This is a genomic window from Saccharibacillus alkalitolerans (genome assembly GCF_011090185.1).
GTDB classification, from domain to species: domain Bacteria; phylum Bacillota; class Bacilli; order Paenibacillales; family Paenibacillaceae; genus Saccharibacillus; species Saccharibacillus alkalitolerans.
On the sequence record NZ_JAAFGS010000008.1, the window covers coordinates 172,045 to 192,861 of the forward strand.

Genomic DNA, 20,817 nt, shown 5'->3' on the forward strand with positions numbered 1-20,817 from the left:
GCCCGACCGCGCTTCGGAACGGGACAGGCGAGCAGCTGACATAAATAAAAATTCTGCATGAAATGAAAACGGAAGAAGTGTTAAAAAGGTCATAACGATGTAAAACGATGTTCGTTTATGATGGAGCGGCAGAGTGGACGGGCGAAGGCGGATTATCCCTAAAAATCTGCCGAAAAAGCTCGAATTGTAGCGCTTTCAAAAGAAAAGTAATGTTTTTTCGTGTTACATGTGGTTTAATAATCGTGTGAGAAAGGTAAACCCGCTGGAAACCACGCATTTTTTCTGCCTTTTTTGTAAACCCGCGTCTTTCTTTCTGTAAAAACCTGATTCAAGTAAGCGTTTGCGAAAAGCTGCGAAGAGAAATTTTCATGGCGAAACGGACGGCAGCGATAGCCGGAAGCCGTTTTTGTGCTGTGGCGTTTACGCGCGACTTTTCGGCAACTGCTGCCATTTCCAAAGAAGAAGGGGATTCAAGCATGAACGTTCGTTCTTTTCAGTTGAGTGATTCTAGCCGCATCACGGAACTTTTGCAGATCGCTTTATCCGAAGAATGTTATGAAAAGACGATTGGGCCTTTTTCCCGGCAGCTGTCCTGGGATTCGGAACTGATCCTGGTCGCTGAAGACGGGGACGAGCTCGTCGGCGTGCTGATCGGCACGATCGAGCGGGACATGGGTTGTTACTACCGCATCGCCGTTCATCCGGATTACCGCCGGCAGGGAATCGGCAAAGCGATGGTCGCCAAGCTCGAAAGCCGCTTCCAGCAGCGCAAAGTCAGCCACATTTTCGTATCGGGAGACGAGCACAACTCGCCCGCGTTCCCGCTGTACGAAGCGATGGGATACGGCGCCAACCGCATCCTGAACGCTGTCCAGAAACTGAGCATCCTGGCGGTGCACTAAACGGCGCAGCACGCACGGCATATCCGGGAGCGGGGAGCTTCGGATAGCGCGACGGGCCGAAGAACAGACAAACGCGCGGGTCCCCGGAAAGGAACCGCTTGAATTTGAATAAGCATGCCCGTTCCATCGGGTTTCCGCACGGCCGAGCGCCGCCGCGGGAGTCGGAGAGCGCGGGCGTGCTTTTATTTTTTTGGAGCGCAATCCCTGCAAAACTGCTCGATTTTGCTTCGCGTTAGAGGTAAAATAGAGGTTGGCCCAAATGACGGATTCATGCGGTCGCACCGCATTTTTGGCATAGACGAATGTTTGAAGAAGGGGGGGGAATCGGCATGAACGAACGGACAACGCAGGAGAGCGGGACGGCGAAGACGGCTTCGTGGGAAGCGCTGAAGCGCGAAATTATCGAAGCGGCGCCGTCGCTCGGCATCGACGACATCGGTTTCGCTTCGGCCGATCCGTTCTTGTCGCTGCGGGTACGGCTTGAACAGCACCGCGCGAAAGGATATGAATCGGGCTTCGAGGAGCCGGATCTGGACAAGCGCACGTATCCGGCGCTCAGTCATGAAGATCCGCAGTCGCTGATCGCGATCGCGGTGGCTTACCCGTCGAAGCTGGAAAACGCGCCGAAGTCGGAGCCGGGCCGAACCCGGGGCATGATGGCGCGGTCGGCATGGGGACGGGATTACCATCACGTGCTTCGGGAAGCGATGGAGCGGCTGGTTGATTTTATCAAGGAAAGGGTGCCGTGGGCGAGCGTCGTCAACATGGTGGATACCGGCGTGCTGTCCGACCGGGCCGTGGCGCATCGGGCGGGCATCGGCTTCCAGGGGAAAAACTGCATGATCATCTCGCCCAAATACGGCTCGTGGATCTATCTCGGCGAGCTGATCACGAACATTCCGTTCTCTCCGGACGAAGAAGTGCAGGAGGACTGCGGCGACTGCACGCGCTGCATCGACGCCTGCCCGACCGGCGCGCTGGTCGGTCCCGGCGAACTGAACGCCCAGCGCTGCGTCTCCTTTTTGACGCAGACCAAGGGACTGCTCAGCGAGGAGTTCATGATGAAGATCGGCAACCGTTTGTACGGCTGCGACACCTGCCAGATCGTCTGCCCGAAAAATAAAGGCAAGCACTGGCCGCATCACGAGCAGCTTCAGCCGGATCCGGAAAAAGCCAAGCCGCTGCTGCTGCCGCTGCTCGATTTAAGCAATCGGCAGTTCAAGGAGCAGTTCGGCGATACGGCGGCGGCGTGGCGCGGCCGGGGACCGATCCAGCGCAACGCCGTCATCGCGCTGGGGAATTTCAAGGACGAGGCGGCGATGCCCAAGCTCGCCGAGGTGCTGCAGAGCGACCCGCGTCCGGTCATGCGCGGCACGGCCGCGTGGTCCATCGGCCGGATCGGCGGTTCCGCCGCCGAAGAAGCCCTGCTTGCCGCTCAGGCGCTGGAGCAGGATGCGGAAGTGCTGGAGCGGATCGCTCTCGCGCTGAGCGAAGCGCGCGAAGGCCGCAGGCCGCGTCCCGCGAAGGGCGACCCTTCGCGGCGCGGCGCGGCCGCCGAGCCGGATGCGCGGCTCGGAGCGGGAAGCGCCGCTCCGGCTGCGGGCGCGGACGGTCCGCCATGCGAAGCCGGAACGCCGGCGGAGCAGGCGGGAGAGGCCGATCCGGCCGGAGACGTTCCGGGCGGAGGAATTCCGCAGGAAGCCGTTTCGGAGGCGCCGGCCGGGACGCTCGTATACGACGAAATGCAGTCGCCGATCGGACCGCTGCTGCTGACGGCGAGCGGAAAAGGATTGTGCCGAATCGATTTCGGCACGTTCGGGAGCCGCGCCGCCGCGCTGGAGATCTGGGCTCGGCGATGGTTCGGCGGGGCGGAGATCGTGCGGCGGCCCGAAGCGATCAAGCCGTACAAAAAGCAGATTTTCGAGTATTTGACGGGCCGCAGGGAAAAGTTCGAATTGGATCTGGATCTGCGCGGCACTCCTTTTCAGATCGAAGTATGGCGCGCGCTGGAAGATGTCGGTTACGGAGGCACCGCATCCTACAAACGGATTGCCGAGGCCGTGGGCCGTCCCAAGGCGGTGCGCGCGGTAGGCGGCGCCAACAACCGCAACCCTCTGCCGATCGTGCTGCCCTGCCATCGCATCGTCGGCGCCGACGGCAAAATGGTAGGTTACGCCGGAGGACTCGGCGTAAAAGAGAAGCTGCTCGAGATCGAGCGAAGAGGCGTGCGATCGCGCGGGAATGCCGTTCGCCCCGATTGACGGAACGCTTGGGCGGACGCGGAAAGCACGGCAATTATAAATTGCGGCGATTGCCGCCTCGTGCTACACTTAAGACGTGCGTCTTTGCGCACATAAACAGCAAAATAACGTGGGGTGACAGCAGCGATGTGGTGGAATTACGTGATACCGATCGTGACATTGATCGTCGGTTTGGTCGGCGGATTCTTTATCGGCGTTTATTATCTGCGCCAGCAGCTTACCAAAATGCAGAACGACCCGCAAATGCTGCAAAAAATGGCCAAACAGATGGGATATAATCTGAACGGCAAGCAGATGCAGCAGGCGCAGCAGATGATGAAGAAAAACGGCGGCAGCGTGCCCGGCGGAATGCCCGGCGGCAAAGCGCCTAAAGGCAATGCGTTTCCTCCCAACAAGCGGAGAAAATAAGCGCGGCCTCCGGGTGCCCGCGGGAGCCCGGCATATGCGCCGATCCGGCTTCGTCCGTACAAAGCGGAGCCGGGCCGCGCATCAGGTAAGGAGGAACGGAACATGTCCGGCTTGAACGATTATACAAATAAAAAGGTTGACGACAACCGCGAGCAGATCGAGCATCACATCGCCAAGATTCTGGAGCTGATCGGCGAGGACCCGCAGCGGGAAGGGCTGCTGGATACTCCGGCACGCGTGACGCGAATGTACGAAGAAATTTTTGCCGGATACGACGTCGACCCCCGGGAAGCGCTGGGCGTGACGTTCGACGAACATCACGAAGAATTGGTCATCGTCAAGGACATCGTGTATTACAGCCAGTGCGAACATCACATGGCTCCGTTCTTCGGCAAGATTCATATCGGTTATATTCCGAACGGCCGCATCGCCGGGCTGAGCAAATTCGCCCGATTGGCCGAAGCGGTAACGCGGCGCCTGCAGGTGCAGGAGCGCATCACGACGCAGATCGCCGACATTTTGGTGGAAGTGCTCCAGCCGAAAGGCGTCATGGTCGTCGTGGAAGGCGAGCATCTGTGCATGTGCGCGCGCGGCGTGAAGAAACCGGGCAGCAAGACGGTCACGACTGCCGTACGCGGCGTTCTTCGCAACGACGCGGCGCAGCGGGCGGAATGCCTGACGCTCATCAAGAATTGAAACGACATGCAGCATGAACCTGTCCGGCCGGAGGCCGTGCTTTCAAAACGCCTTATCTTTCCGGATAAGCCGCCGCTTTTGAAAGCACGCCGCGGGCCGGCGGGTTCTTTTTTCAGCTTGGGAGACGAGTCAGGACCTACGGAAGAACAAGGGGAGGAGCGGATTACATGAAGAAGACGGCAATCGGTTTTGCGCTGCTGCTGTTGGTGGTGCTGACGGCCTGCGGCAAGCCGGCCTGGATCGGCAATCAGGAAGCGGAGCCGCTGAAAGGAACGGAGCAGCTGTTCGATCTGAAGGCTTACGATGCCGGCGAGCAGGTGACGCTGAACTGGGAAGGCTCTCAGGTGCCGGGGACGTTCGAACGTCATCCCGACCTGCCGATCGGCGTGTATTTGCCCGAAGGAGCGGAAGCTTTTAAAATGGGGAACGACACGGCCTGGGGCTTTCAAAGCGGGCAGATTTTTATGACCGTCACCCGGAATTCGCTGATCGATCCTTCGCTGATGCGCGACCGCACGGAGGAATTAATGAATTATAAGGAATACCAAGGCTCGATCAACGATGGACGGATTGCGGACTTTTTCAAGGTGGAACAGGGCGGAGAAACTTATGTCGTCTCGTTCACCTACCTCGATAAAGCCAAAGCTCTGCCGCTGCTGCTCGACATGGCCAAAAGCTTGCGGACGGTATCGGAAAAATAAGCGGATGAAGGCGGTAACGAGAAAGACCCGGCGCGAAGCGGCATGCTTCGCTTTCGGGTCTTTTTTTGCGTTTCGGATCAATGACGGCCAGCCTGTAGACCTCTGACTTTATTCGGAAAGATCGTTTAGTAAAAAAATATCTTAACAAAAGACGTAAAATCGTTTATTTTATACTTAAGTTATATTTAAAGTATAAAAGGGGTGCTAAGATGGCGATTATTCAAGTCGAGTCCCTAAGCAAAGATTATAAAGGAAAACATGCTGTATCCGATCTGAATCTCGATGTTCGGGCCGGAGAAATTTATGGGTTTATTGGACCGAACGGAGCGGGAAAGTCCACAACGATCCGCATGATCATGCAGCTGGCCAAGCCGACGTCGGGCCGGATCCTGCTGTTCGGTCAGGAGGCTCTCCGTCCTTCCCCCGAACTGCGCCGCCGGATCGGCTATCTGCCTTCGGAAATTCGTCTGTACGAACGCTGGACCGGCCGGGAAAGCCTGGCGTTTACGGCGCGGGCCTACGGATTGAAGCTCGACGGCACGGACTTTCGCGAACAGGCGGGGATGCTGGATCTTGATTTGGACAAGAAGATCAAGTCGTACTCGCTCGGCAACCGCAAGAAGCTGGGATTGATTCAGTGTCTGCTGCACAAGCCCGATCTGCTGATTCTCGACGAACCGACTTCGGGACTCGACCCGCTGATCCAGCGCAAGCTGATCGACATGCTCAAGCGGCAGCGCGAAGACGGCATGACCATTTTCTTTTCCACTCATGTATTGAGCGAAGTGGAAAGGCTGTGCGACCGCGTGGCGATGATCCGCGGCGGCCGCCTGCTGCGGGTGGAGAACGTCGAAGGATTCTCGGGCGCGAGGCGCCACGTATTCAAAGTGCGCTTTGCCGGCGAAGAAGACCGGACGCGGGAGCTCGGGCTGCGGGAGTTCGATGACGGAGCGTTCTTGAAGGACGGCGTGCACCGCTTCAGCGCGGACGGACCGCTGGGGCCCGTTTTGCGGAAGCTGAGCGGCTGCGAAATTGTGGAACTGACGGTCGAGCGCCCGACGCTTGAAGATGTCTTCATGCGGGATTACGAACAGGAGGAAGAGCGATGAAGCGAAATTTGATCGGCATGGAATTAAAGTCGCTGCGCGTTTCGTTTCTGGTGGGCACGCTGGTGCTGCTCGCTTATCAGTTTGCGCTGGGCGCGATGGCGGATTCGTTTATGGGAAACGCGGGAATGATGGAACTGCTCGAAGGGAAATCGGCGATTCTGGAGTCGTTCGGCATCGATCCCGTCATGATGTCTTCTTACGAGGGTTGGGTCGGAGCGCAGCCGCATACGCTGTTCGTGCTGCTGATCGGCGCTTTTTCGGCTATCTGGGCCGGTACCTGCATCACCCGCGAACGGGATAAAGGAACGGCGGAGTATCTGTTCGCGCTTCCCTACGCCCGGCAGGAAATCTTTTTTTCCAAAGCGGCCGCTCACCTGCTGCTCGTCACTGTAATCGCGGGGCTGACGTTTCTCGTCAACTGGCTCGCCGGGGAATGGTTCAGCCGCGTGTCCGATGTGCGGGCGCTCCTAATGCTCGCCGCGGCCGGCTGCTGCGTCGCGCTCGCTTTTCTGGGCGTCGGTTATCTGATGACCTTCTGGATGACATCGGAACGCACGGCGACTTCGGCGGGGATCGGTATTGTGCTGGTCATGTTCTTCATGGGCCTCCTTTCCACGGCGCAGGGAACGGCGGCGAAGCTGGCGAGTCTGAGTCTGTTCCGGCTGTTTCCTCCCAACGAAGTCGTCGCGCACGGTTCCTTGACAGCGGCAGGCGTATTGATTACCGTTGGATTATACGGAATCGGCCTGGCTGCCGCCGCCTGGGGGTTGGGACGTCAGGATTTATAAACAGGAAGGCGTGAGAGGCACATTGAGCGGCAAACGCGAACGGGTCGTCGAGGCCGCTTCCGCGCTGTTTTTCGAATACGGCATTGCCGAGACCGGAATGGAGCGGATCGCCGAGGCGGCCTCGGTATCCAAGATGACGCTGTATAATTATTTCAACAATAAAGAAGGACTGCTGCGCGAGGTCATGGATCGGATGATCCGAAAAGCGGAAGCGGATATCGATCGTGTGCTGGGCGAGGAAACCGATCCTTTCGAGGCGCTGCTTCGGCTCCGCCACGAAGCGTCCTACGCGGCGGTCTCCGACGTCTTCGTCAGAGACCTGCTAGACGGGTACCCGGACATCGCGGCTGAATTGATGGAGTTGGAGACGAAAAACATGGCGGGCAAGGTAGAGCGGATTATTTTTCAAAGCCAGCAGTCCGGCATGCTCCGCAAAGACGTGTCGCCTCATGTGATGTACGTATTCATGATGGCGGTCAAAGATTACTTGAGCCGACCGGGGACCTGGAACGGCATGCCCGACGTTCGCGCCGCTTCGGAGCAGGTTCTGTCGCTGATGTACGGCGGAATCTTGAGCGAGGAGTATCGGAAGGAAGCGAAAACGCGGGATCCGGGGGAGAACGGAACGCCTTGACGCGATCGAATCGCCTGCGGATTTCCCGGAACAGGGAGAAACGGGGAGGCGAGGAGAACGCGTCCTTTCGTTTCATGTTTTGAAGCGTATTCGATTACGGTACATGATAATAAGGACAACATGCGGGACAGGTAACGTTCGAACAGGTTCATATTCGGGAAGGGGAGCGGACGCGGATGAACACCGGACAGCCGGAATACAAAGAGGTCGGGCACGGCGCGGGAGATCGGTTGGGGATCGGCCGGTCGGAACGCGGAACGGAAGGCGTTGGCGTGCCGGGAACGCAAGAGCGGAACCCACCGGAAATACGGGAGAGCGGAACTTGGCCGGCGGGCATGCGCATCTGGACCCCGCCGCTGGAAAGCATGCCGGAAGACGTGATGTTTCCGCTGGCCTGGGAAGAAATGATGTGCCGCCGGGTCGGCGAAGGGGAGCCTCCGATCATGCATATTTGGCGGCATCCGTACGCCTTGACGATCGGCATGAGAGACCGACGCCTGCCGAGAGCGCCGCAGGCGATGGACAAGCTGAGGCGGGAAGGCTGCTCGGTGGCCGTGCGGGTATCCGGCGGAGCCGCGGTGCCGCTCGACGAAGGCGTGGTCAACGTCTCGATCATCCTGCCTAATCCCGGCAGGAAGCTGGAGCTGCACGGCGATTTCGAGCGGATGGTCTCGCTGATCGCCGGCGCGGCTTCGCCGTGGACGAGCGAATCCAGAGCCGGCGAGATCGAAGGCGCATTCTGCCCGGGCGATTACGACGTCAGCGTGAACGGACGCAAGTTCTGCGGCATCGCGCAGCGCAGGCAGACGAAAGCTTACATTCTGACGGCGTTCGTGATCGTGGACGGCAGCGGGGAAGAACGCCGGCGTCTGGCGCGCGAATTTTACGACGAAGCTTCGGGCGTGCTGCAGCCGGGCGAAGCGTATCCCGAAGTGAAGGAAGGCTCGATGGGCAGCCTGGACGAGCTGGCCGGCGTTCCGTCGGCCGAAGCTTACATGTCGTCGCTCGTGGAGTGGATGGTCGAACGCGCCGGCGCCTCCGTGCTGACAAGCGCGCCGCAGCTGCCGATGGACGAGCTGGATCGGCTGTCGGCGGAGCTTAGAAAACGGTACGACCGGGACTGAGAAGAAGCGCGGACGCAAGCCGACGGACTTTCGCTTTCCGATATCAAAAAGCCGTTCCCCGAAGCCGCATCGGCGGCTCGGGGAACGGCTTTTGACGTTAGAACGGCGGTTCGGAAAGGTTCTTCCGGACCGGAGAAGCGTACGAAATGCGAAGGCGGCTTGAACGAGGCGGTTAAGGCGAAGGAATCTCTACCGCTTCGCCCTTTTCGATCTCTTCCTGCTTCGCCAGGCTGATATCGCCGAGGAAGTTGGAGACGCGGCGCAGATACTCGCGCGGATGTTCGCGGAAGATCAGCTCGTGATGCGAGTTCTGCACGATCCAGGAACGCGAATTCGGATTGGTCTGGTTCGCGGCCAGCTGCTCGGCGATCTGATACGGCGCCTTCGTATCTTCGGTGCCGTGGATAAAGAAGATCGGAATCGGATAGTCTTTCTGTTCGACTTCCCTGTAGGGAATCTGATGGAGACTCGTTCCGTTCAGGATCGGGAACAGCATCTGCAAAATCTCGAGCGACGGATGACGGGGGAGCGAAATGTTCTGCCGAATGTTATGGTACAGCGTATCCGGCTGCAGCAGGAAGGCGCTGTCCAAAATCATCGCATCGATATCGTCGCTGATCAGAGCCGACTGAAGCGCGGTACCGCCGCCCATCGAGAAGCCCCAGACGACCACCTGCTCCGCTCCGTTTTGCTTGGCGTACTGGACGGCTCCGAGAAGCTGCTGCGTTTCTTTTTTGCCGCCTGTCGCGACTTCTTTGCTGCCGTGCGAAGCGAAGCCGTAATCGAACATGATGACGTTGAAATTCAGTCGGTGCGCATAATTGGCAATGTCGTACATCGGAATCCAGGTCTCTTCGCGGTTGGCTCCGTATCCGTGGCTGAGCACGATCGTTTTCTTCGATTCCGCATCGTCGGCCGGGATATACCAGCCCTGCATGATTCGGCTTCCGTCGGCTGCGGGGAAGGTGACATCCTTATAATCCATATTGACCGCCTGCTTGGGATTGGAATACAGCGGCGCGACGGTAGGATTGGACAGCACCCAGGCGATGTAGGCGTGCAGCGCGACAAAACAAAAGATCAAAAAGAAAAGAATCGATAAGAACAAAGCCACGGCTACGTTACGCAACCGGCGACGGCCCGGAGAAATTTCCTTGACGCTGTCGTCCGTCTGCAAAGCGTTCTGCCGCTCGGACGGGGCGACGGTTCCGGAAGCGGGATTCATCGCGGTCTCTCCTTGTCTGGAATTTGGATTGGCGCGCCGGCCGGCTGTGCGTTTCCCGCCGCAGCCGGCGCGGCCGCTCGAATATTGTTGAAAAATGAAAGGTTCTTTGTATTTATGGTATGTTCCGGCGAGACCGAAGTCAAACCTACTCCTTTTATCGGAAAGCGGATGCATTCTCTGAACTCCCTTTTGCTTGTCCGCCTGCTGCGGACTTTCGCAGTTTGCGAAGAGGGGAGAAGGAGAGCGCGGACGCAGTCTTCGGTTTCATAAAAAATATTTTTGTTTCATTCAATGAAACGAAAATGTGCTATATTATAAAGAAACGGATGCCGGGTGAACCATGTCTTTTATTATGAAACGCCCGGGCAGCCGATGAAACTCAAAATTCCCGATGGGAATCCGGAGAGAAGGTATACCTGTATGGAAGACGGCAAGTTAAAGGTAAGGGCCGTTGATCGTGCGCTCGATATATTGATGTGTTTTACCCGGAGCGGCAGCCTGAGCCTGACGGAAATCGCCGGAGAAGTCGGCCTGCACAAGAGCACGGTGCACCGGCTGATGACGACGCTTGAGGAAAAGGGATTCGTAAGCCGCGACGTGTCGACGGAAAAGTATCGCCTCGGCATCAAAATCTGGGAGCTGTCCGCCCACTTGTCGAACACCGACGATCCGGCGCTGCTCCTGCTGCCCGCGATGGAACGGCTGCGCGACGAGTTGGCCGAGACCGTAAGCCTTTACGTGCGCGACGGCCGCGAGCGCCTGCGCATCCAGGCCGTGCAGAGCAATCAGGCGATCCGCCGCGTCGCTCCCGTCGGAGCCCGGCTGCCGCTGTACGTCGGCGCTTCGAGCAAGGTGCTTGTCGCGTTCGCGAGCGAGCGCGAGCAGGAGTATATTCTGAGCGATCCGATCTGGCCGGATTCGGTAGGCCGGACGGCGTTCCGCGACCAGCTGAGAGCTATTCGCGCCGCCGGCTACGCGATCAGCGTCGAGGAGCGCGAGCAGGGCGCGACGTCGGTCGCCGCTCCCATCTTCGACTTGAAAGGCAATCTGGCCGCGGCGCTGTCGGTATCCGGTCCGCTTGCCCGCCTGCCGGTCGAGAAGCTGGAGAGCTACGCTCCGCTCCTGATGGAGCGAGCGCGGGAGATGGGCTTGATGATCCGGTAAGCAGCCGGAAACGGCATGACAAAAACGCGCGGAAGCCGAGGAATCGGCGGCCGCGCGTTTTTGCTTTCCCGCACGGATCCGGCTATCCTATACCATGATGAAGCTCATTATTCGGAAAAGGCGGGGGAACCGATATGGAATTGACGTTTTCGCAGGTCGGTACGGAACGGGAAATTGCGGAGGTGGCAAAGCTTGCGGCGGACATCTGGCGGGAATATTACGTGTCCTTGATTACGCGCGAACAGGTCGACTACATGGTCGATAAATATCAGTCCGTGCCCGCGATCACGGAACAGATCGAGCAGCAAGGCTGCGAATATTATCTGATGCGCGCAGAAGAAGTCCCCGTCGGCTACATGGCGGTCAAGGAAGAAGAAGGCAGGCTCTTTTTGAGCAAGTTTTACGTACATAAAGAATACCGCGGACGAGGCTATGCCAGCCGTGCGGACGCCTTCTTGGAGGAGCTGTGCCTGCGGCGCGATTTAAGCCGCATTTGGCTGACGGTCAACCGCGACAACGCTTCGAGCATCGCCGTTTACGAGAAAAAAGGGTTCCGCGTCGTGCGCGAACAGGTCGCCGATATCGGCGGCGGCTTCGTCATGGACGACTTCGTGATGGAAAAAGAAATCGCGCACCGGCCGTAAACGCAACAGCGTTCGGCCCGGCGCGCTACAGATCCATCGACATCCGAATCATATCGCGGCATTGGATGCCGTTCTCGTAAATCGGTTCGTCGTAATGCCGGATAAAAAAGTCGAGGTCCACGCCGACGATTCGGAAGCCGCATTTCTGATACAGGGCAAGCTGGCCGATGCCCGAATTGCCCGTGCCGACTTCCAGGGTGCGGAAGCGGGCTTCGCGGGCCGTGCGCACGGCGTGTCCGACGAGCTTTTTGCCGATTCCCTGCCCGTGCAGCGTCTCGTCGACCGCGACGTTGACGAGTTCCGCCGTATCGGGCCGGGTAGGCAGCAAAACGTATACGCCGACGATCCGAACGTCCGATTCCGCGACGAAGCAGCTTCCCCGGCGAAGATAATCTTCGACGAGGGGAGGCGACGGATCGGCAAGCAGCAGCAGTTCCAGCGGCGGTCGTTCTTCCGGGCCCAGCGGGCGAATGATAAGCGGCAGGTTTCTTTCCAAGTTGGTTCCTCCTTGCTAGGGTCTCGGGCTTTCCGGGCCATTATAACGCGAAAAGATCGGCAGAGACAAAGTCTCCTGTCCGACGTTCCGTATCGACATCGAAAAGAGCCAAAAGATGCGCCGATTCGCGCCGTGCCGTTTTCGGGTACAAAAAAGCCGCTTCATCCGCCGTAGGGCGAATGGAGCGGCTTTCTTTTTTCGGCTGACGGTTAGTCCTGCATTTTCAGAGGTTTTTCGCCGTTTGCGACTTTCATCATCTGGCGAAGCACCGTCTGCAGAATGCCTCCGTTGTAGTAGTAGTCGACGTCGACCATGCTGTCCAGACGCGCGATGGCGTTGAACTCGAACCGGGTGCCGTCCTCGCGGGTTACGGCGACCGTCACCTTCTGGCCCGGCTTCACGTCGTTGCTCAGGCCGAGGATGTCGAACGTCTCGCGGCCGTCGAGGCCGAGGGACTTCCAGCTGCTGCCTTCCTCGAACTGGAGCGGAAGAACGCCCATTCCGACGAGGTTGCTGCGGTGGATCCGTTCGAAGCTCTCGGCGATAACGGCTTTGACGCCGAGCAGCATCGTGCCTTTGGCCGCCCAGTCGCGAGAGCTGCCCGTTCCGTACTCTTTGCCGGCGATGACGACCAGGTTCTGGCCTTCGTCCTGATACTTCATGGAAGCGTCGTAGATGGACATCACTTCGTCGGTCGGCAGGTACTTGGTCACGCCGCCTTCGGTGCCCGGAGCGACCATGTTGCGGATCCGGATGTTGGCGAACGTGCCGCGCATCATGACCTCATGGTTGCCTCGGCGGGAGCCGTAGGAGTTGAAGTCTTTGCGCTCCACGCCGTGCTCGGCCAGATACAGCCCCGCCGGGCTCTTCGGCGCGATGTTGCCCGCAGGCGAGATATGGTCGGTCGTGACCGAATCGCCCAGCAGCGCCAGAGCGCGCGACTGCTTGATATCGGAAATATCGTTCAGGCCTTCGTTCAGGTAGCGGAAGAACGGCGGATTCTGGATGTACGTCGATTCCGCATCCCATTCGTACAGCTCGCCTTCCGGCACTTCGATCGCGTTCCAGCGCTCGTTGGCGGTGAACACGTTCGCGTATTTCAGGCGGAACATTTCCGGCGTGATCGCCATGGCGACCGCGTCGCGGATCTCTTGGGACGTCGGCCAGATATCGCGCAGGAAGACGGGTTCGCCCTGTTGGTCGTAGCCGAGCGGTTCCGTCGCCATATCGATGTTCACCGTGCCGGCCAGCGCGTAAGCGACAACGAGCGGCGGCGACGCCAGATAGTTCATTTTGACCTGAGCATGAATACGGCCTTCGAAGTTCCGGTTGCCGGACAGAACGCCCGCCACGGTCAGATCGTTATCGGTAATCGCCTGGGCAACGTCTTCCGACAGCGGACCGGAGTTGCCGATGCAGGTCGCGCAGCCGTAACCGGCCACGTAGAAGCCCAGCTTCTCAAGCGGATCCATCAGGCCTGCTTTATACAGGTAATCCGTTACGATCAAGGAGCCCGGAGTCAAGCTTGTCTTGACGTATTCCGGACGGGTCAGTCCGCGTTCCACCGCTTTTTTCGCCAGCAGGCCGGCACCGAGCATAACGCTTGGGTTGGATGTGTTGGTACAGCTTGTGATTGCTGCGATCGCAACGGCGCCTGCACCCATCTCGCTCGTTTTGCCGTTCTTGTGCTTAACGGTAACCTTCTCGGCGATTTTCTCGTCGCTGAGGCCATAGCCGCCTTTGTCGATCGGCGTGCGGACGATATCATTGAAGTTTTCTTTCATGTTGGTCAGCTCGATACGGTCCTGCGGACGTTTAGGTCCCGCAAGGCTCGGTACGACGGAGCCCAGATCAAGCTCGATCACGTCGCTGAATTCCGGATCGGCCATATCGTCCGTGCGGAACATGCCCTGCGCGCGGTAATACTGCTCAACCAGTTCGATCTGCTCGTCCGTACGACCCGTGTTGCGCAGGTAGGTCAGAGTTTCTTCGTCAACCGGGAAGAAGCCCATCGTTGCGCCGTATTCCGGAGCCATATTGGCGACCGTCGCCCGGTCCGCCAGACCGATGTTGCTCAGACCCGGGCCGAAGAACTCGACGAATTTGCCGACTACGCCTTTTTTGCGCAGCATTTCGGTGACGGTGAGAGCCAGGTCTGTCGCGGTTGCGCCTTCGGCCAGGCCTCCCGTGAGCTTGAAGCCGACGACGTCCGGCGTAACAAAGTAGAGCGGCTGACCGAGCATGCCGGCTTCCGCTTCGATGCCGCCGACGCCCCAGCCCACGACGCCCAGACCGTTGATCATCGTCGTGTGGGAATCCGTGCCGACGAGGGAATCCGGGAAGACGTAAGTCTCGCCGTCCACTTCCTTCGTCGCGGCCACGGAAGCCAGATACTCCAGGTTGACCTGGTGCACGATGCCCGTGGACGGCGGAACGGCGCGGAAGTTATCGAATGCCGTCTGCGCCCAGCGCAGGAAGCGATAGCGTTCTTCGTTGCGTTCGAATTCGAGATTGATGTTGAAGTCCAGCGCGTCGGAAGTGCCGAAAGCGTCGACCATGACCGAGTGGTCGATGACGAGATCGACCGGCACGAGCGGGTTGATCTGCTTCGGATCGCCGCCGCCGAGTTTTACGGTATCGCGCATGGCCGCCAGATCGACGACGACCGGAACGCCGGTGAAGTCCTGCAGCACGATGCGCGCCGGAATGAACGGGATTTCCTTGTTATTGTCGCGCTCTTCGTTCCAGCGCGCGATCTGCTTGACATGCTCTTCGGTAATCGCGCGTCCGTCGAACTGGCGCACGGCCGCTTCGAGCAGAACGCGAATGGAGAACGGAAGCTTGGAGATGCTGCCGTGACCTTGTTCTTCGAGTGCCTTCAGGCTGTAATAACGGAAAGTCTTGCCGCCCGATTCAAGGGTGCGCGCGGCGGAGAATTGATCGGATAAAGCCATAGGTGTACCTCCTCGGGAATGTGGTGGAACGGCGCCCGCACGTTATGCCGTGCAAAAGCGCGAACAGCAGGAAGAGTGACTAAGATGAAATCAAGCAACGCCGAACCGATTCGGAAGAATCCGCCTTTGTTTCACTTGATGAAACTACATTTCAAAAATTCCTGATTTAATTATAACGTTTACAATTGTGCGCGTAAAGTCCTTTTTGCCCATAAAAAGCCGCGGGATTCCAATTTTCGAACCGGTGCGGTATGCGGGTTTTCTTTGCAGGCAGGCCGCCGATCCTCTATACTGGGGAAAGAGATTTTAACGAATTGACGGGGGCTCAGACATGACAGCAAACAAATTGACCGTAGGACTGGTATACGGCGGCAAATCGGGCGAACACGAGATTTCGCTGCAGACCGGCTTTGCGGTAATGAACGCATTCGATTACTCGAAATACGAGATTGTTCCTTTTTATATTACCCTTCAGGGCGAGTGGCGAATGGGCTCCGCGCTTGACGGACCGATGAATTCGCAGGAAGAAATGAAGCTGGAATCGGCATCGGGCGGCACGGCCGAGGCGGCCGGCGCGCTGTTCGCGTCTTTGAGCGGCCGGGAGAGCGGGATCGATGTGATGTTCCCGCTGCTGCACGGCACGTTCGGGGAAGACGGCACCGTTCAAGGGCTGTTCGAGATGGCCGGGCTGCCTTACGTAGGCGCGGGCGTTCTCTCGTCCGCGGCGGGCATGGACAAGGACGTCATGAAAAAGCTGTTCGCGGCCGCCGGCCTCGAGCAGGGCGAGTACATCGCTTTCGGCGAGCGCGACTGGCGGGTAAGCCGGCACGAGCTGCTGCAGGAAGCGGAGAGCAGGCTCGGATATCCTTGCTTCGTCAAGCCGGCCAATCTCGGCTCGAGCGTCGGCATCTCCAAGGCCGCCGATCAGGAAGCGCTGATCGACGCGGTGGAATTGGCGCTCCGCTACGACCGCAAGGTGCTCATCGAGACGTTCATCGACGGGCGCGAATTGGAAGTGGGCGTGCTCGGCAACGACGAGCCGCAGGCTTCGATCCCGGGAGAGATCGTCTCCTCGGGCGATTACTACGACTATAACGCGAAATACATCGACGGCAAATCGGAGATGATGATTCCGGCCCCGGTCGATCCGGATCTTGCCGACTCGCTGCGGGAACTGGCGATTCGGGCGTTCAAAGCGGTCGAAGGCAGCGGCCTGTGCCGCGCGGATTTCTTCGTCCGCCGTTCCGACAACAAGATCCTTATTAATGAAGTGAATACGATGCCGGGCTTTACGCCTTTCAGCATGTATCCGCTTCTCTGGCGCGAGACCGGCATGTCCTATCCGGCCCTGCTGGACCGTCTGATCGAACTGGCTGTGGAACGGCATGAAGCCCGGACCCGTCTCCAGTACGGACGCTAGGAGAACAACTTGGCTGCAGGCTCCGCGCCGGCAACGGCCGAAGAACGACGATACGATTCGAAGGGAGAGTTCTGATCGATGGGATTCGAAACGGAGTTCAATTCGGTATGCAAATTCAAGAGCGAGCAGGAACTGTACGAACTGCTGGAGTACGGCCGCGGCAAGATGCGCAAGGAAGGCTTCCGGATATTTCCTACGGGGCAAAAAGTAATCGCTTATACGCCGGACAACCGCGCGGTAGCGATTGTGCTGGTTACGGCATCCATTGCGGAGATCAATTTTCAAGACAAGGAAATCACCCAGGTCGAACTGGAACTGGTGCGGAAGTTGACGGACGAGGAATCGAGGATGTTGACTTCGCTGGCGCACGAAATGTTTTTCGGCGAACGAAAATAATGAACGGATAATCGGGGAGGAACGGATTATGGGAGAACTGTTGGCGGGTAAAAATATCTTGGTGATGGGCGTCGCGAACGATCGCAGCATCGCCTGGGGAATCGCGCAAAGTTTGTCCGCACAGGGAGCGAGACTGGCTTTCACTTACGAAAGCGAGCGCGTAGAAGGCCGGGTGCGCAAACTGGCGGATACGCTGCCGAACTCGTTGGTACTTCCGTGCAACGTTACGGATGACGCCGAGATCGAGACGCTGGCCTCCAGACTCAAGGAAGAATTCGGCGTGCTGCACGGCATCGCGCACTGCATCGCCTTCGCCAAGGCGGAAGATCTGTCCGGACAGTTCGTCGACACGTCCCGCGACGGCTTCGCTCTGGCGCACGATATCAGTTCGTATTCGCTGGTGGCGGTGGCGCAGAAGCTGCATCCGCTGATGACCGAAGGCGGCGGCATCGTGACCATGACGTACATGGGCGCCGAGCGCGTCATGCGCAATTACAACGTCATGGGCGTGGCGAAGGCCGCTCTCGAGGCTTCCGTACGCTACCTGGCCGCCGACCTCGGACCGTCCGGCATTCGGGTCAACGCCATCTCCGCCGGCCCGATCCGTACCTTGGCCGCGAAAGGCATCAGCGATTTCAACTCCATCCTTAAGATTGTGGAGGAGAAAGCCCCTCTCCGCCGCACGACCGAAACGGCCGAAGTCGGCGACACCGCGATGTTTCTGTTGAGCGGATTGTCCCGCGGTATTACCGGCGAGGTCCTCTATGTCGACGGCGGATATCATGTAATGGGTTAGGAACGAGAACCGCATACCCCTCCGGGCAAAGCGGTTCGCAGTTCCCGCGCCCAGCGGGCTCTTAGGTCTCGCTGATCGCGGACTTCTACGCGCCCAGCAGGTCTTCAACGCCGAGAACCGCATACCCCTCCGGGCAAAGCGGTTCGCAGTTCCCGCGCCCAGCGGGTCTTCAACGCCGAGAACCGCATACCCCTCCGGGCAAAGCGGTTCGCAGTTCCCGCGCCCAGCGGGCTCTTAGGTCTCGCTGATCGCGGACTTCTACGCGCCCTGCGCAAACCTGAACTCGTCCCGCGTTCTTGACCCGACATTTCAAACCGCGTCCTGAGCGGCCGCGGCTTCCCGAGCAATCCAAGAAAGGCGGTATATCTGTGGAATCGAACGAGAAAGTTCCTTATGTCTTAACCGGCAAAAGTTATACGGCGGTCGCGATCAACGCGGCCGCCAAGGCAGGCGAATGGATCAAGAGCAGGCTGGGCTCTTACGGACAGCTCTCCACGAAAACGTCCGGACAAGATCTGGTTACGGAGATCGACAAAGGCGCCGAACAGATGATCCGCCGACTGATCCTGACCCATTTCCCGGACCATGCGATTTTGGGCGAGGAAAGCGTGGAGCCGGGCGAAGAAGCTTCGATCCGCGCCTTGTCCGAAGCCCAGGACGAAGAATACCTCTGGATCATCGATCCTATCGACGGAACGACCAATTTCGTTCACGGCTTCCCGTTCTATTCGGTATCGATCGCGCTGGCCCATAACGGCGAAGTGATTCTGGGAGTCATCTACGATCCGTCGCGCGACGAAATGTTCGTGGCGGAAAAAGGCAAAGGCGCTTATGTGCACGGCGTACGCATGGAGGTTTCCAGGGAAGAGCGGCTGTCCGAAGGGCTGATCGCCGTAGGATTCCCGGCGGATCCGGTGGTTAAGCTGCCGATCAATATCCGGGGAATCGAAGCCGTCGCGCCGCGTGCGCGCAGCCTTCGTGCCGGAGGCTCCGCTGCGCTTCACCTCGCCCACGTGGCGGCCGGTCGGCTGAGCGGATACTGGGAAGCCGGACTGAACGCGTGGGATATCGCGGCGGGCGCGCTGCTCGTCGCCGAATCCGGCGGCCGGGTGACCGATACGCTCGGCAGCGCGTACGATCTCGGCGTCCGCAACGTCGTCGCCACCAACGGCGCGCTGCACGCCGAGCTGCTGACCCTGCTTAAAGAAGCGGATGCTACCGGTTTTTAGCGTTCAGGACGAAAGCATCATACTTGAACATTCCCAAGGAGGAATAAGCATGAGCGATGCACAAGACCGCAGCCCCGGACAAAGAGAATTGGAAGAGGAACTCAGCGAGCTGCTTACGGAAGGCGAACTGAAAGACGAGGATCGCGAGCGCAAAGAGCGGGAGCAAATTTCGCCCCGCTACGAGATTCGCATCCAGACGACCCTTGATCCGATCGTGGAAGAAACGCGCCTGTATCGGCAGATGGCCGAAGAAATCGACGGACGCTACGACGAATATTTGAAAAAGACCCAGACTGGCCAGCCGAAAGACACGGACGGCGGGCAGGAATAAACAGGGAACAGGCAGTGTGAGACGAGCCGCCGTATTCGGAGCATGAGACGGATACGGCGGCAGTTTTTGCTGCTGACGGTTTGCAGGATAAGCAGGAGACATGCCCTATTCGTATGGTCCGCTCGGACCGGGAGGAGACATTCATGAAATTGACATGGAAAAAAATCTCGACGGTAATGATGTGCGCCGCGCTGGTGCTGCCGGCATTCGGAATGACCGGCGGCACCCGCGCTTCCGCGGCGGAGTCCGCTTATAAGATCGTATCGTTCGGAGACTCGCTGACGGCCGGTTATCAGCCGGACAGGAAACCCGATGAATACTACGGCTTTGTGCCGCGCCTCGAAGAACAGGCAAAGTTCCGCGGACGTGCCGAAGTGGACAATTACGGAATATCCGGCCTCACTTCTTCGGGATTGAATCACTTTGTCGAAGCGGTTCAGTCCGGAACCAATACGACGGCTGCCACAATCCAGGCGGGGATTCAAGATCCGAACGCTGCCGGATTCGCGGCGAAGGTATCTCAGATCCGCGGCGATGTGGCGGAGGCGGACGTCATTACGATCACGATCGGGGGCAATGATTTGCTTCCGCTTCTCATGGCTCGTCCCAGACCGACCGCAGAGCAGCTGGGACCGAAAGTGGAGGAACTGTTGAAGAACTACGCTGCCAATGTCGATAAAGTGGTGGATAGCCTGCAGCTCATCAATCCGAACGCGCGAATCGTGATTGCCGACCAGTATCAGCCGGTGTCGGAAGCGAAATCCGAAGGGTTATATCCCCAATTGAACCAGGCAGCCCTGTCGTATACGAAGACGCTGGATACCCTTGCGGCCAAGCGGAATGCAGAGGGAGGAAAGGTGGAAGTGGTGCATGTGGTATCCTTGTTCGCAGGCAAAGAATCCGCACTCACCTATATCGATTATAACGATATCCACCCGAATCAGGATGGCTACGAAGCGCTCGCCGAAGCGTTTTCCAAGAAAATTTGGAACGAATATCGGACGCTGAACAAGGCCGTTCCCGCGTCGACCGTGGCCGTTGTCGTATCCGGCAAAGAACTGGACACCAAATTCAAACCGATTTTGAAAAACAGCACGACCTTCGTCGTGCTGCGCGACATTACGGACGCCCTGGGCGCCAAATTGAAGTGGGACAACAAAACATCGACGGCAAGCATCGATTTCGAAGGCCGCAGCGTCAGCATTCCGGTCGGGAAGAAGGCGGTCGTCGTCAACGGGAAGAACGTAGCGATCAAGACGCCGGCTTTTACGGAAAAAGTAAGCGGAGAGTCGAAGACTTACGTACCGCTGGCGGTACTGGCCGACGGTCTGGGCTTCGACGTTCAGTACGTGCCTCGTCTGCGCGCGGTATTCGTTAATCCGTAAGAGGGCGGCAGCGCGGATCCTTCCGGATCGTCGGGTCGATCCAACGGCTTCCGAGGCTGACAAAACCGGGAACGGCGCATGCCGATCCCGGTTTTTTGTCGGCGCGCGGCAGGGGGACGGCGAGCGGGGAGATTCGTTTTTTGAAGCGGTTTCC

At 58.7% G+C, this 20,817-nt stretch carries 20 protein-coding genes; 17 read left to right on the forward strand and 3 right to left on the reverse strand.

Annotated elements, in window-relative coordinates; all coding sequences use genetic code 11:
* The first annotated feature begins 476 nt into the window (after positions 1-476).
* The 9 genes from GYN08_RS19420 to GYN08_RS19460 all read left to right on the forward strand — a co-directional run bounded on the left by GYN08_RS19420 (position 477) and on the right by GYN08_RS19460 (position 8,623).
* The gene (locus tag GYN08_RS19420) at positions 477-902 is read left to right on the forward strand and encodes a GNAT family N-acetyltransferase (protein WP_166277850.1); all 426 of its coding nucleotides are present in this window, start codon (positions 477-479) and stop codon (positions 900-902) included.
* Between the two features lie 329 nt (positions 903-1,231).
* Positions 1,232-3,163, forward strand: coding sequence for a tRNA epoxyqueuosine(34) reductase QueG (queG, locus tag GYN08_RS19425; protein WP_166277853.1), 1,932 nt, complete (start codon positions 1,232-1,234; stop codon positions 3,161-3,163).
* 126 nt (positions 3,164-3,289) lie between these two features.
* Positions 3,290-3,571 carry a YneF family protein gene (locus tag GYN08_RS19430; protein WP_166277856.1) on the forward strand — a complete coding sequence of 94 codons (282 nt, stop codon included), beginning with the start codon at positions 3,290-3,292 and terminating at the stop codon, positions 3,569-3,571.
* Positions 3,572-3,673: 102 nt separating this feature from the next.
* A complete protein-coding gene (gene folE / locus GYN08_RS19435; RefSeq protein WP_166277859.1) occupies positions 3,674-4,267 on the forward strand; it encodes a GTP cyclohydrolase I FolE in 594 nt (197 codons plus the stop codon).
* Positions 4,268-4,434: 167 nt separating this feature from the next.
* Positions 4,435-4,968: a hypothetical protein gene (locus GYN08_RS19440; RefSeq protein WP_166277862.1), complete on the forward strand. Its 534-nt coding sequence runs from the start codon at positions 4,435-4,437 to the stop codon at positions 4,966-4,968.
* A gap of 209 nt (positions 4,969-5,177) precedes the next feature.
* Positions 5,178-6,077 (forward strand): ABC transporter ATP-binding protein, encoded by a 900-nt coding sequence (locus GYN08_RS19445; protein WP_166277865.1) that lies wholly within the window; start codon positions 5,178-5,180, stop codon positions 6,075-6,077.
* A complete protein-coding gene (locus GYN08_RS19450) occupies positions 6,074-6,865 on the forward strand; it encodes an ABC transporter permease (protein WP_166277868.1) in 792 nt (263 codons plus the stop codon). Before GYN08_RS19445 ends, GYN08_RS19450 begins: the two co-directional genes overlap by 4 nt.
* Positions 6,866-6,887: 22 nt before the next feature.
* Entirely contained in the window at positions 6,888-7,499 is a 612-nt protein-coding gene (locus GYN08_RS19455; RefSeq protein WP_166277871.1) for a TetR/AcrR family transcriptional regulator, read from the forward strand.
* A gap of 176 nt (positions 7,500-7,675) precedes the next feature.
* Positions 7,676-8,623: a lipoate--protein ligase family protein gene (locus tag GYN08_RS19460; protein WP_235946396.1), complete on the forward strand. Its 948-nt coding sequence runs from the start codon at positions 7,676-7,678 to the stop codon at positions 8,621-8,623.
* 172 nt (positions 8,624-8,795) lie between these two features.
* Here the strand turns inward: GYN08_RS19460 and GYN08_RS19465 are convergent, their stop codons facing one another.
* Complete coding sequence (locus GYN08_RS19465) at positions 8,796-9,848, reverse strand: alpha/beta hydrolase (protein ID WP_166277874.1); 1,053 nt, start codon at positions 9,846-9,848, stop codon at positions 8,796-8,798.
* Between the two features lie 420 nt (positions 9,849-10,268).
* Between GYN08_RS19465 and GYN08_RS19470 the strand changes: the two genes are divergently transcribed.
* Positions 10,269-11,012, forward strand: a complete 744-nt coding sequence (locus GYN08_RS19470) for an IclR family transcriptional regulator (RefSeq protein WP_166277877.1) — start codon at positions 10,269-10,271, stop codon at positions 11,010-11,012.
* 134 nt (positions 11,013-11,146) lie between these two features.
* Positions 11,147-11,656 (forward strand): GNAT family N-acetyltransferase, encoded by a 510-nt coding sequence (locus GYN08_RS19475; RefSeq protein WP_166277880.1) that lies wholly within the window; start codon positions 11,147-11,149, stop codon positions 11,654-11,656.
* A 25-nt stretch (positions 11,657-11,681) separates the two neighbouring features.
* Here GYN08_RS19475 and GYN08_RS19480 read toward each other — a convergent pair whose 3' ends face one another.
* Positions 11,682-12,152 (reverse strand): GNAT family N-acetyltransferase, encoded by a 471-nt coding sequence (locus tag GYN08_RS19480; protein ID WP_235946397.1) that lies wholly within the window; start codon positions 12,150-12,152, stop codon positions 11,682-11,684.
* A 209-nt stretch (positions 12,153-12,361) separates the two neighbouring features.
* Complete coding sequence (gene acnA / locus GYN08_RS19485; RefSeq protein WP_166277882.1) at positions 12,362-15,106, reverse strand: aconitate hydratase AcnA; 2,745 nt, start codon at positions 15,104-15,106, stop codon at positions 12,362-12,364.
* A gap of 331 nt (positions 15,107-15,437) precedes the next feature.
* Between acnA and GYN08_RS19490 the strand changes: the two genes are divergently transcribed.
* From GYN08_RS19490 to GYN08_RS19515, 6 genes are all read left to right on the forward strand, one after another.
* Positions 15,438-16,526, forward strand: a complete 1,089-nt coding sequence (locus GYN08_RS19490; protein ID WP_166277885.1) for a D-alanine--D-alanine ligase — start codon at positions 15,438-15,440, stop codon at positions 16,524-16,526.
* Between the two features lie 78 nt (positions 16,527-16,604).
* Positions 16,605-16,922 (forward strand): hypothetical protein, encoded by a 318-nt coding sequence (locus GYN08_RS19495; protein WP_166277888.1) that lies wholly within the window; start codon positions 16,605-16,607, stop codon positions 16,920-16,922.
* A gap of 28 nt (positions 16,923-16,950) precedes the next feature.
* Positions 16,951-17,718, forward strand: a complete 768-nt coding sequence (fabI, locus tag GYN08_RS19500; protein WP_166277891.1) for an enoyl-ACP reductase FabI — start codon at positions 16,951-16,953, stop codon at positions 17,716-17,718.
* A 368-nt stretch (positions 17,719-18,086) separates the two neighbouring features.
* On the forward strand, positions 18,087-18,947 hold the full coding sequence (locus GYN08_RS19505; protein ID WP_408015078.1) for an inositol monophosphatase family protein: 861 nt from the start codon (positions 18,087-18,089) through the stop codon (positions 18,945-18,947).
* A gap of 49 nt (positions 18,948-18,996) precedes the next feature.
* Positions 18,997-19,278, forward strand: coding sequence for a hypothetical protein (locus tag GYN08_RS19510; RefSeq protein WP_166277894.1), 282 nt, complete (start codon positions 18,997-18,999; stop codon positions 19,276-19,278).
* Positions 19,279-19,421: 143 nt separating this feature from the next.
* Positions 19,422-20,663, forward strand: coding sequence for a stalk domain-containing protein (locus GYN08_RS19515; protein WP_166277897.1), 1,242 nt, complete (start codon positions 19,422-19,424; stop codon positions 20,661-20,663).
* Positions 20,664-20,817 lie beyond the last annotated feature (154 nt).